General features: G+C 73.0%; 12 protein-coding genes. 5 read left to right on the forward strand and 7 right to left on the reverse strand.

What is annotated here, in order from left to right; translation table 11 throughout:
• Window positions 1-21: 21 nt before the first annotated feature.
• Window positions 22-975, reverse strand: a complete 954-nt coding sequence (locus J7E93_RS35975; RefSeq protein WP_215074244.1) for a helix-turn-helix transcriptional regulator — start codon at window positions 973-975, stop codon at window positions 22-24.
• Between the two features lie 89 nt (window positions 976-1064).
• Here J7E93_RS35975 and J7E93_RS35980 point away from each other — a divergent pair, with 89 nt between their 5' ends.
• The gene (locus tag J7E93_RS35980; RefSeq protein ID WP_215074245.1) at window positions 1065-2270 is read left to right on the forward strand and encodes an alpha/beta fold hydrolase; all 1206 of its coding nucleotides are present in this window, start codon (window positions 1065-1067) and stop codon (window positions 2268-2270) included.
• 9 nt (window positions 2271-2279) lie between these two features.
• A complete protein-coding gene (locus tag J7E93_RS35985; RefSeq protein WP_215074246.1) occupies window positions 2280-3074 on the forward strand; it encodes a S16 family serine protease in 795 nt (264 codons plus the stop codon).
• On the opposite strand, the gene J7E93_RS35990 is transcribed toward J7E93_RS35985, so the two are convergent.
• The 4 genes from J7E93_RS35990 to J7E93_RS36005 all read right to left on the reverse strand — a co-directional run bounded on the left by J7E93_RS35990 (window position 3007) and on the right by J7E93_RS36005 (window position 5913).
• A complete protein-coding gene (locus J7E93_RS35990) occupies window positions 3007-4437 on the reverse strand; it encodes an MFS transporter (protein ID WP_215074247.1) in 1431 nt (476 codons plus the stop codon). The genes J7E93_RS35985 and J7E93_RS35990 overlap by 68 nt on opposite strands.
• Window positions 4434-4682 carry a hypothetical protein gene (locus J7E93_RS35995; protein WP_215074248.1) on the reverse strand — a complete coding sequence of 83 codons (249 nt, stop codon included), beginning with the start codon at window positions 4680-4682 and terminating at the stop codon, window positions 4434-4436. The genes J7E93_RS35990 and J7E93_RS35995 overlap by 4 nt, the downstream gene beginning before the upstream one ends.
• A 19-nt stretch (window positions 4683-4701) precedes the next feature.
• Window positions 4702-5283: a transcriptional regulator gene (locus tag J7E93_RS36000; RefSeq protein WP_215074249.1), complete on the reverse strand. Its 582-nt coding sequence runs from the start codon at window positions 5281-5283 to the stop codon at window positions 4702-4704.
• 153 nt (window positions 5284-5436) lie between these two features.
• On the reverse strand, window positions 5437-5913 hold the full coding sequence (locus J7E93_RS36005) for an Lrp/AsnC family transcriptional regulator (protein ID WP_215074250.1): 477 nt from the start codon (window positions 5911-5913) through the stop codon (window positions 5437-5439).
• A gap of 121 nt (window positions 5914-6034) precedes the next feature.
• On the opposite strand from J7E93_RS36005, the gene hppD reads away from it, so the two are divergent.
• Window positions 6035-7180, forward strand: a complete 1146-nt coding sequence (hppD, locus tag J7E93_RS36010; protein ID WP_215074251.1) for a 4-hydroxyphenylpyruvate dioxygenase — start codon at window positions 6035-6037, stop codon at window positions 7178-7180.
• Between the two features lie 94 nt (window positions 7181-7274).
• On the opposite strand, the gene J7E93_RS36015 is transcribed toward hppD, so the two are convergent.
• Complete coding sequence (locus J7E93_RS36015) at window positions 7275-8744, reverse strand: lipopolysaccharide assembly protein LapB (RefSeq protein ID WP_251067568.1); 1470 nt, start codon at window positions 8742-8744, stop codon at window positions 7275-7277.
• A gap of 109 nt (window positions 8745-8853) precedes the next feature.
• Between J7E93_RS36015 and J7E93_RS36020 the strand changes: the two genes are divergently transcribed.
• Window positions 8854-10233, forward strand: coding sequence for an FAD-binding oxidoreductase (locus tag J7E93_RS36020; RefSeq protein WP_215074253.1), 1380 nt, complete (start codon window positions 8854-8856; stop codon window positions 10231-10233).
• A 64-nt stretch (window positions 10234-10297) separates the two neighbouring features.
• On the opposite strand, the gene J7E93_RS36025 is transcribed toward J7E93_RS36020, so the two are convergent.
• On the reverse strand, window positions 10298-10789 hold the full coding sequence (locus J7E93_RS36025) for an SsgA family sporulation/cell division regulator (RefSeq protein WP_215074254.1): 492 nt from the start codon (window positions 10787-10789) through the stop codon (window positions 10298-10300).
• 275 nt (window positions 10790-11064) lie between these two features.
• Here J7E93_RS36025 and J7E93_RS36030 point away from each other — a divergent pair.
• Window positions 11065-11602: DUF2510 domain-containing protein (locus J7E93_RS36030; protein ID WP_215074255.1), on the forward strand; the 538-nt coding region annotated here is incomplete at its 3' end.

Raw genomic sequence — 11602 nt, forward strand, 5'->3', positions numbered from 1 at the left:
CCGCCCCCGCCCCCCACCCCCTCAGCGCCCCAGCAGCAGCGTGCCCAGAGGTGTCCTGAGGTGCAGGACCGAGCGGCCCGACCGGATTGTTGTGATCAGGCCTGCCGCGCGGAGCGTCGACGTGTGGGCCGAGGCGGTGGCGTTGCTGACGCACAGGCGCGTGGCCAGGCCGCTCGTCGTGTGCTCCTCCGAGAGGAGGCGCAGCAGGGCGACGCGGGTGGTCCCGAGAACGCCCGTCAGCGCCTCCGCCGGGCCCGCCGCCCCCTCCGGCGACGGCGGGAGGCCGGACCCCGCCGCGTAGGTCACGACCACCGGCCGGTCCGGCCGGTCCTGGATCCGCGGGAGGCCGGTCCAGTGGAAGGTCGGCAGCAGGACGAGCCCCCGGCCGCCGAGCCGGACGTCCCGGGCGCCAGGCGCCGCCCACTCCCAGACGCTGCCCCGCAGCCGGGTGCCCGCCACCAGGGCGGGCAGGGCCGCGCCGAGGCCGTGTTCGGCGACGGCCAGGGCGTGCCGGGTGAACTCGCCCCGGTGCAGGTCCTGCACGAGCGGCCACACCGGGGCGAGCGCCGCCTCGAAGGCGGCCCGCTGCGCCCGGCGGAGGATCCGCCAGGAGCCGGCCTCCTCCCCGTGGAGGTCGCGGATCCACCGCGGCGAGGGGCGCCCGGCGTACAACCGCTCCAGCTCCGAGCGGACCACCTCCGGCCCCGCCGCCGCGACCAGGTCGAGGCCCTCGTCGAGCGTCTCGCCGAGTACGTCGAGGAAGACGGGGGCCTCACCCGCCGGCACGAGGTCCCCCAGCGGTTCCACGGCGTCCGGGAGCGCGCGCAGCACCCGCTGCCGCCAGCGGCCGAAGAGCAGCTCGTCCCGGCGGCCGAACAACGTCAGGAAGACCGCGTTCAGCTCCTGTACCGGGGCCGGCCGGGGAGCGAACCGGACCCGGGCGAAGTCCTCGGCCGTGAAATGGATCCGGATCACCGCAGTCCTCGCTCCTCACCTCGCGCAAGCCTTTCGGCCAGGGCCTCAACCTTCGCCGGAACGCCCCGCCCGGCGCCAGCCTGTGCCGCATGACATCTCCCCTCGTGAACCGACGGACCGTCACCAAGGCCGCCGCCCTCGCCGCCGCCCTGGCCCTCGCCCCGGCGGGGGCCCGGGCCGCTGCCGGCGGGCCCGCCCTCCGGCTGCCCGCTCCCACCGGCCCGTACAAGATCGGTGCCACGGCCCTCCACCTCGTCGACCCCGCGCGCAACGACCCCTGGGAGCCCGCGATCGGCGTACGGGAAGTGGTGGTGACCGTCCTGTACCCGGCCCGCACCGTCCGCGGATTTCCGCGCGCCCCGCAGCTCACCGAGGACGCCGCCGGCCTCTTCACCCTCCTCGCGCCCATGGTCCGCCCCGGGTTGCCCGCGGCGGGCGTCGACTGGGCGGCCACGCTCACGCACAGCCACGTCGGCGCTCCCGTCGCGCCCGGGCCCTGGCCGGTGCTGCTCTACAGTCCTGGCGGCGGCGACGCCCGCACCATGGGCACCTGCCTCGCCGAGGAGCTCGCGAGCCACGGCTGGGTAGTGGTCACCGTCGACCACCCGGGAGACGCGAGCGAGGTCGATTTCCCGGCCCCACGCCCGGGCCGCGACAAGGTACGCGTCACCGTCTTCCGCGGGGAGCCCGGCGCCGAGCAGTTCCGCACCGCGATCGACACCCGGCTCGCGGACGTCCGTTTCGTGCTCGACCGCCTCGCGCGTCTGCCGGGGGAGCTCGGCCGCGCCCTGGACCTGGGGCGGGTCGGGATCTACGGGCACTCGGCCGGCGGCACCACCGCCGCCCAGACGCTCTACGACGACCGGCGGATCTCCGCCGCCGTGAACCTGGAGGGGTATCTCGACCAGGTGGAGGGCGAGCTCTTCCCGGTGGCCCGGTACGGCGTGGACCGCCCGCTGCTCCTGCTCGGCACCGACGGCTTCCGCAACGCCCGGCTCGACCGCTCCTGGTCGACGTTGCCCGCCCGTCCAGGGGGCCTCGTCCGCCGCAGGCAGCTCGACGACGCGGCGCACTGGGTGTTCAGCGACTACGCGGCCCTGGTTCCGCAGCTGCAGGCCGCCGGGCTGATGACCGCCGCCCAGCGGGCCAGGCTCGTCGGCACGATCGACCCCGAGGTGGCGGTACGGGCGGTACGCCGCCAGGTCCGTACATTCTTCTCCCGGAATGTCCGGTCGGTGGCCCCGCCCGTGGCCCCGTCATCGACCGGCCGGGAGCCGACCGGCGGGTCCCAGTAGATTGGGGGAGTGCTCTCCCGTCTCACGCGCACCCGTGCCCTCGCGCTCTGCGCCCTGCCCGTCGCCGCGCTCTTCGCCGTCGTCGGGCTGGCGCCGCTGCCGTACGCCATCGCCCAGCCCGGCTCGACCGCCGATGTGCTCGGCGTGGACGAGGGGCGCCCGGTGATCACGGTCAGCGGCGCGCCCGTCCGGCCGACGGAGGGCAAGCTGCTGATGACCACCATCGTGGCCACCGGGCCGAGCGTGGACAACGACTTCGCCACCGTCGCCGACGCCTGGTTCCGTGCCGACCGGGCCGTCCTGCCACGCGACTCCGTCTATCCGCCGGGCAAGTCCGACGCGGAGGTGGAGAAGCACAACCTCGGCCAGATGAAGGAGTCGCAGGACGCGGCCACTCTGGCCGCCCTCGGCTATCTCGACCTGGACCCGAAGGACGTCAAGGTCACCCTCCACCTCGCCGACATCGGCGGGCCGAGCGCCGGGTTCCTCTTCTCCCTCGGGATCGTCGACAAGCTCGACGGCGACGGGGCGGGCGGCGACCTCACGGGCGGCCGGACCATCGCCGGTACGGGAACGATCGAGCCCGACGGGACGGTCGGCGCGGTCGGCGGGGTCTCCCTGAAGACGCAGGCCGCCGGTCGGGACGGCGCGAGCGTCTTCCTGGTGCCGAAGGCGGAGTGCTCCGACGCACAGGCCGAGCTGCCGAAGGGGATGCGGCTGATCCCGGTCTCCGCGCTCAGCGACGCGGTGGCGTCCCTGAGGGCGCTGGAGCAGGGCCAGGAAGCGAAGATCCCGAGCTGCTGAGCCCCGCCCCGGTGGCCCCGGTGGCCCCCGTGGCCCCCATGGCCTCCGTGGCCCCCGTGGACCCCGTGGCCTCCGTGGCCCCGGGCGCCGTGTCAGTCGCCGTGTCCGTGGGTGGGTCGGCCGAGGCGTCGGCCGCGGTGTTCATCTCACGCCAGGACGGGAACACCATCGGCGAGAGCGTGGCCAGGAAGTACACGGCTCCCAGGGCGAGCAGCGCGGTCACGAGACCGGCCCGTTCGATCAGCTGGCCGGCGGCGAGGCCGCCCAGCGGCGTGGTCAGGAGTACCCCCGCCGTGGTCACCCCCGAGACCCGGCTGCGCAGTTCGTCGGGGACGCGTTCGTACGCCACGGTGGTCAGGATCGGGTTCAGCACCCCGGCCCCCAGCCCGGCGGCCGCCATCGTGGCGAGCAGGGGCACCGTGGTGTCGGTGAACGCCGCCACCACGTACGGCGGCGCGCCGCACAGCAGGAAGCCGACGGTGAAGACGGCCCGGCGCGGGAAGCGGTGCCCGACGGCCCCGTAGAGCAGGGCGCCGAGCAGCGCGCTGCCGCCGAAGACGGCGACGAGCAGACCGAGCGCTGCGGAGCCGCCGAGGTCCTCGCGGGCGTGGACGGGAAGCAGGACCGAACTCCAGCCCTGGTTCAGGCCGTTGGTGACCATCACCATCAGAACGACGCCGAGAAGCAGCCGGGAGCGGAGCACGAAGGCGTACCCCTCGCGCAGTTCGGCGCGGTACCCGGAGAGGGAGAAGGGCGGCGGGTCGCGCTGCGGTTCGGCGGACGGTACGCCCTTCAGGCCGGTCAGGACGAGCAGGGCGGAGAGCGCGAACGTCCCGGCGTCCAGGAGCAGGACGGTGTCCGCGCCGATGAGGGCGACGAGGACGCCGGCGAGAGCCGCGCCCGTCATCCGGGCGCCGCGCGAAACGGCGTCGTAGAGGCTCGCTGCCCGGGTGAGGGGCGTTCCCGCGCGGCGGGCGAGATCGGGCACGAGGACGTAGCGGGCGGTCTCGCCGGGCGCGTGGAACAGGCCGGTGACGGCCATGAGCGCACACAGCATCCAGAACTGCAGGGCGCCCACTCGGTGCAGGAGCGGGATCGCGGCCAGCGCGAGACCGCAGACGAGGTCGGAGGCGACGCTGATCCGGCGGCGGCCGATCCGGTCGATGACCGGGCCGCCGACGATCGCGGAGACGACGACGGGGACGGCCGCGCAGAAGGCGACGAGCCCCGCCTTGCCGGGGCTGCCCGTGGTCTCCAGGGCGAACCACGGGACGCCGATGAGGGTGAGCGAATTGCCGGTGACGGAAATGGCGTTGGCGGCCAGGACGGTGGCCAGTGGAGCACGTCCCCCCGAGGTGCTCATGCGGTGAGCGTGACCGGTCGTTCGGTGGCCGGGACGGCGAGCCGCAGGCCCAACGCCACGAGCGTCCAGCCGAGTTGGGTGCGGATCGAAGCGCGGACGGAAGCACGGGCGGAAGCGCGGATCGAAGCACGGGCCGAAGCACGGGCGGAAGCGTGGACCGGGGAGCGGGGCGGGGAGTCGGCGGCCGCCCGGTGGAGTTCGGCCGCGTTGAGGTGATGGAGCTGAAGGTGGACGTCGGCGTGCATGGCTTCGTGATCCCTTCCGTCAGATCTCGTACTGGGGGAACGCGTGGAGGTGCATGCGTACGCGGGCGGTGCCCGGGGCGTCGGGGTCGGCGCTGTCGCGGTACGCGTCGATCAGCTCGTGGATCTGCGTCCTGAGTTCGCGCAGCCGCTCGGGCGGCAGGAGCAGCGAGAAGTCGCTCATGTCGGAGGAGCCGGCCCAGGCCTCGTCCCAGTCGTGGCGGGTGCCGAGCCAGGTGTTCAGCTCCTGGGTGTGGATGGTCGCGATCTCGTGCAGGTAGACCTCCACGGCCCCCCGGACCTCGGGGTCGGCGTTCCTGTGCAGCGACTCGTCGACGGTCGTGCCCTGCTGGGCCGCCTTCCACCACCGCTCCCGGCCCTTGCCCCGGGTCGGGTCGTCCTCGACGAAGCCGTGCGCGGCGAGCTGGCGCAGGTGGTAGCTGGTCGCGCCGCTGGACTCGCCGAGCCGCTCGGCCAGTTGGGAGGCGGTGGCCGGACCGTGGTGGCGCAGGGCGCGCAGCAGCTGGATCCGGAGCGGATGCGCGAGCCCGCGCAGGGAGCGTGGATCGAGCGTGCGGCTCAGGGGCTTCTCGGCGTCGGGCATGCCTCGAGCCTAGAGATGCAAAGAAGAGCTTGCAAGGGTTTCTTTGCAAGCTCTTCTTTGCAACATGGGGGACGCGGCCTGTGGCGTTCGCCGGTCGCCGGTCCACGGTCGCCGGTCGACGGGCAGCGGACTGGCGGGCAGCGGACCGGCGGGCTACAGCGGTCCGTCCTCCGCCGCCTGTTCCACCAGCGGGATGATCCGCAGCGGGACGGGGTTCTCCATCACGATCGCCGTCGAGGCCCGGACGATGCCCTCGAAGCCGACGACCCGGTCGATCACCCGCTGGAGATCGGCGTTGGAGCGGGCCACCAGCCGGCAGAGCATGTCGCCGTGGCCGGTGGTCGTGTGCAGCTCCAGGACTTCGGGCACGGTGGCCAGATGGGCGCGGACGTCCTGCCCCTGGCCCTGCTTGATCTCCAGGGTCGCGAAGGCGGTCACCGGATAGCCGAGCGCGGCCGGGTCGACCTGCGGGCCGAAGCCGCGGATGACGCCGTTCGACTGGAGCCGGTCGAGCCGGGCCTGGACCGTGCCCCGCGCGACACCGAGGCGCCGGGAGGCCTCCAGGACCCCGATGCGCGGCTCCTTCGCCAGCAGCACGATCAGGCGCCCGTCCAGATGATCGATCGCCATAGCGGCCTCCCCATGGTCATCGTGTACAAGTCGAACGGCCGTACTGGCCGGTCGCTGAGCATATTGCCCAGTGTCTCGGCGAACTATTGCGCAGCTTGCCGATCGGCGGGACTCTGCCCCCATGACTGAGACCATCCAGCACACCCCCTCCACGGCGCGGCAGGCCGACCCCTTCCCCGTGAAGGGAATGGACGCGGTCGTCTTCGCCGTCGGCAACGCCAAGCAGGCCGCGCACTACTACTCCACGGCCTTCGGCATGAAGCTCGTCGCCTACTCCGGACCGGAGAACGGCAGCCGCGAGACCGCCAGTTACGTCCTGACGAACGGCGCCGCCCGCTTCGTGTTCACCTCCGTCATCAAGGCCTCCACCGACCACGGCCGGTTCCTGGCCGAGCACGTCGCCGAGCACGGCGACGGTGTGGTCGACCTGGCGATCGAGGTGCCCGACGCGCGCGCCGCGTACGCCTACGCCGTCGAGCACGGCGCCACCGGCATCACCGAGCCGTACGAGATCAAGGACGACCACGGGGTTGTCGTCCTCGCCGCCATCGCCACGTACGGCAAGACCCGCCACACCCTCGTCGAGCGCTCCGGCTACGACGGCCCGTACCTGCCCGGCTACGTCGCCGCCGACCCGATCGTCGAGCCGCCGGCCAAGCGCACCTTCCAGGCCATCGACCACTGCGTGGGCAACGTCGAGCTCGGCAGGATGAACGAGTGGGTGGCCTTCTACAACAAGGTCATGGGCTTCACGAACATGAAGGAGTTCGTGGGCGACGACATCGCCACCGAGTACTCGGCGCTGATGTCGAAGGTGGTCGCGGACGGCACCCTGAAGGTGAAGTTCCCGATCAACGAGCCGGCGATCGCGAAGAAGAAGTCGCAGATCGACGAGTACCTGGAGTTCTACGGCGGCGCCGGCGTCCAGCACATCGCCCTCGCCACCAACGACATCGTCGCCACCGTCCGCTCCATGCGGGCCGCGGGTGTGCAGTTCCTGGACACCCCGGACTCGTACTACGACACCCTCGGCGAGTGGGCGGGCGAGACCCGGGTGCCCGTCGAGACCCTGCGCGAGCTGAAGATCCTCGTCGACCGCGACGAGGACGGCTACCTGCTGCAGATCTTCACCAAGCCGGTCCAGGACCGCCCGACCGTCTTCTTCGAGATGATCGAGCGCCACGGCTCCATGGGCTTCGGCAAGGGCAACTTCAAGGCCCTCTTCGAGGCGATCGAGCGCGAGCAGGCCAAGCGCGGCAACCTGTAGCCGACGCGACCGAAGCCCCGGGGCAGCGCCCCGGGGCTTCGGCGTGCTTCCCCCCTCCACCGGCCTCCGCCTGCCCGCACCGGCCTCCGCCCGCCTACTCGCGCGGTGCTTCCGGCGTCTCCCGGGGCTCCGGGGTGTCGCTCGCCGCCGGGGCCTGTCCACTCCCCTTCTGCGTCGGCTCCGGGCGCAGCTCCTTCGGCAGCTCGTCCGGCGGATCCCCGAGGGCCGCCACCGCCGCCTCCGCCTTCGGCGCCAGCAGCGGCGAGAAACGCGGATTGATCCGCAACGCCTCCGCCAGATGACGCCGGGCCGGCCCGAACTCCTCCAGGGCCCGCTCGATCTCGCCCCGGTGGTACGAGAACAGCGCGCTCCGCAGCCCCTCGTCGGTCGCCTTCTTCGCGTACTCCAGCGCCTCCTTCGGCTCCCCGGCCCGGAAGAGCGCCCAGCCCAGCGCGTCCGCCACCTCCACCGACCGGTGGCCGCGCGCCCACTCGGCCGTCAGCCGCCGCACCGCCGCGTCCGCGTCGCCGTGGTCCGCCTCGAACAGCCCAAGGACGACCTCCCCGTGCGGTCCGTTCTTCCAGGTCTCAGTCCGCAGCAGCTCGTACCGGGACCGCGCCTCCCCGTTCAGGCCCAGCGACTCCTCCAGCTCGGCCGCCTCCAGGACGTACTGCGGCAGGGGGAGCCGCGCCAGCGCCGTCCGGTAGTCGCGGAGCGCCTCGTCCGAACGGCCGAGCGCCGCCAGCGACCGCGCCCGCCCGGCCAACGACGGCCCGTGGTCCGGTACGAGACCCAGCGCCGTCCCGTACTGCGCCACCGCCTCCTCCGGCTCGCCCCGCTCCCACGCCAGGTCCCCGAGCCGGGCGAGCGCCGCCGCCTTCTCCGCGGGCGTCTCCGCCTGAGCCACCGCGTCCGTCGCCGCCGCCCACGCGTCCTCGCGCCAGCCCCGGTTGCGGTACGTCTGCGCCGCCCTCGCCCTGACCGCACCGCCCGAGTGCAGCTCCTCCAGCGAGGCCATCGCCTGCTGGGCCGACTTGTACTCCCCGAGCCCGTTGTACGCGTCGATCAGCACCGGGTACGCCGACCAGCGCTTCGGATCCTTCTTGCGGACCGCCTCGCCCCAGGTCCGCGCCGACGCCCAGTCGCCGCGGGCGTTGGCCAGCGCCCCGAGGCCCAGCTGCGCGTCGAGGTTCCCACGCGCGGCCGGTAGCACCTCCAACGAGCGCCGCAGGGCCTTCTCGGCCCTCGGGTAGTACGTGGCGTCACCGAGCCGCGCACCCCGCTCGGCGTACGCCGTCCCCAGTACGGCCCATGACTCCTCGTCGGCCGGGTGGGACTTCAGCCAGGTCTCGCGGTCGCCGATCAGCGCGGCCAGATCCGGCAGCGACGCCTGAGCGCCCGCGTTCGCCGCGATCACCGCCCGCGCGGCGGGACCGGGGACGGGGGCCGCTCCGTCGTCGAACAGGCCGGGGGCGAACTCGGGGGCGTACAGCAGAGCCGTCGCCGCGAGCACCGCGCCCACCCCGGCCGCGAGGACCGTCCTCGACACGTTCTCCGTCTTCATGGCGCTCACTGTGCGCCAGTACGAAGAGCACACGAAGCGCCCACTCCGCTCGGCGAAGCCGAACGCCGGGCGGGTTCACACCGATGGCCCCGGGTGCCACGCTGGACGCATGGACGATCTTCTGACGCGGCTCCACGAGGCACTGCGCGCGGGCCTGCCCGCCGAGGCCCTGATCACCGACCCGGACGTCACCGCCTCCTACGCCCACGACATGGCGAGCTTCTGCGCGGCCGCCACCCCCGCGGCCGTCGTGCTCCCGCGCACCGTCGAGCAGGTCCAGCACGTCATGCGCACCGCGACCGCGCTGCGCGTCCCGGTCGTCCCCCAGGGCGCGCGCACCGGCCTGTCCGGCGGAGCGAACGCCTCGGAGGGCTGCATCGTGCTGTCACTGGTGAAGATGGACCGCATCCTGGAGATCAACCCGGTCGACCGGATCGCCGTCGTCGAGCCCGGTGTGATCAACGCCGTCCTCTCCCGGGCCGTGAACGAGCACGGCCTGTACTACCCGCCGGACCCCTCCAGCTGGGAGATGTGCACCATCGGCGGGAACATCGGCACCGCGTCCGGGGGTCTGTGCTGTGTGAAGTACGGGGTGACGGCGGAGTACGTCCTCGGTCTGGACGTCGTCCTCGCCGACGGCCGGCTGCTCTCCACCGGCCGTCGCACCGCCAAGGGGGTCGCCGGATATGACCTGACCCGGCTCTTCGTGGGCTCGGAAGGCAGTCTCGGCATCGTTGTCGGCGCGACGCTCGCGCTCAGGCCGCAGCCGCCCGTACAGCTCGCGCTCGCCGCCGAGTTCCCCTCCGCGGCCGCCGCCTGCGACGCCGTCTGCGCGATCATGGAGCGCGGCCACACACCGTCGCTGCTGGAGCTGATGGACCGCACCACCGTCCAGGCGGTCAACAGGCTCGCGAACATGGGGCTGCCGAGCACCACCGAGGCGCTGCTCCTGTGTGCCTTCGACACCCCGGACCCCGGCGCCGATCTGGCCGCCGTCGGAGAGCTGTGCGCGGCGGCCGGGGCCACCGAGGTCGTACCCGCCGAGGACGCCGCCGAGTCCGAACTCCTCCTCCAGGCGCGCCGGCTGTCGCTGACGGCCCTGGAGACGATCAAGTCCGCGACGATGATCGACGACGTCTGCGTGCCGCGGACGAAGCTCGCCGCGATGCTGGAGGGCACGTCCGCCATCGCGGAGAAGTACGACCTGACCATCGGCGTCTGCGCGCACGCGGGCGACGGCAACACCCACCCCGTCGTCTGCTTCGACCACGCCGACGAGGACGAGTCGCGGCGGGCGCGTGAGTCTTTCGACGAGATCATGGCGCTCGGGCTCGCGCTGGGCGGCACGATCACCGGCGAGCACGGGGTGGGCGTACTGAAGAAGGAGTGGCTGGCGAGGGAGTTGGGGCCGGTCGGTGTGGAGCTGCAGCGGGGCATCAAGCGGACCTTCGACCCGCTGGGGATCCTGAACCCCGGAAAGCTCTTCTGAGAGGCCGTACAGAAGGCCGTACGGGAGGCCGTGCAGGAGGCCGTGCAGGGGGTCGTGCAGGGGGTCACATCTCACCGTCCTGCGACTCGTCCGAGGGCCAAGGGTCGTGCAGCCACAGCTCGTCGGTGACCACGGTGGTGGCCAGCAGTTCGGCGAGCCCGTCGTCGATGCCGAGCTGCTCGGACTCGGTGCCCGGGGGAACCGCGCGCAGGGTCCGCTCCAGCCAGGCGGACACCTGCGCGGAGGGGGCTTCGAGCAGCGCGTCGCCGTCGGGGGAGGAGAGCGCCATCAGCACCACGTTGCGTCCGTCGACCTTGGTCGGCCAGATGCGGACGTCCCCGTGGCCGCACGGCCGGAAGACGCCCTCGACGAGCAGTTCGCGCGCGAACGTCCAGTTGACCGGATGTTCGGAGCCGATGTGGAAGGTGATGTGGACGGCGTACGGGTCGTCGGTGCGGTAGGCGAGCCGCGCCGGGACGGGGATGCTGCGCTCGGGGGAGAGCACCAGCTTCAGCTCCAGCTCGCGCTCGACCACGGTGTTCTCGGTGTTCTGCACGGTCCTGCTCCTTCGCGTGTACGGGGCCCGGGGCGGGCCCGCACAGGGAGAGAGCGCGCTTCCCGCCGGCCATTACGCGAGTTCGGAGAAATTTCTCCGAGGAGTTTTTCGCGGCCGAATTCGGGGGATCGTCGGCCTGAGCGTGACGGTGAGTGGCGGGTTTTGTGGGTATGTCGCTCGAAGGCGGGTTTCTGGCGGCCTCTTTGTTCCTGGGGCGGCGTTCTTCGTTACTGTCCTCCCTGAGACAAGCGTTGTGACGGAACGGAGTCGGGGCAGTGGCTACTCCTCCTGGAGGCGGCGGAGAGGTTCCGCAGGCCGGGTACTACCCGGACCCGTCCATTCCCGGATACATCCGGTACTGGAACGGGGGCGCCTGGGTGCCCGGGACGAGCCGGCCCGCGCCCAAGGACGGCGAGTCCCTGCCCGCGCCGCCGGTCTCGGCGATGCCGGCGGGGCCGGTGCTGGCCCCCAACCCCTCGCCGGCACCCGTCGCCGCGGCCCCGGCCGCTCCGGTGCCGGCGGTGGAGGAGACAGGGCCCGTCTTCCTGGACGAGGAGCCGGTCGCCGAGACGCGGCCGGAGCCCGAACCGGCCTCGGCCTGGCAGGCGGACGTCTCCCGGCAGTCCGGCTTCGGCGGCGAGCGGGACCAGAAGGTCTCCTGGGGCGCCCCGGAGGCGGAGCCCGTCGAGCGGCAGCCGGACCAGGCCCCTGGGCCGGGCGCCCCGGCCGGAGGCGAGCCGCCGCGGGCTCAGGTGCCCACGCGGGACCCGAGGGTGGCCGCCGATCCCCGGCGCGTGCCCACGTCCTCGGCGC

Source organism: Streptomyces sp. ISL-36 (assembly GCF_018614205.1).
Lineage (GTDB): Bacteria > Actinomycetota > Actinomycetes > Streptomycetales > Streptomycetaceae > Streptomyces.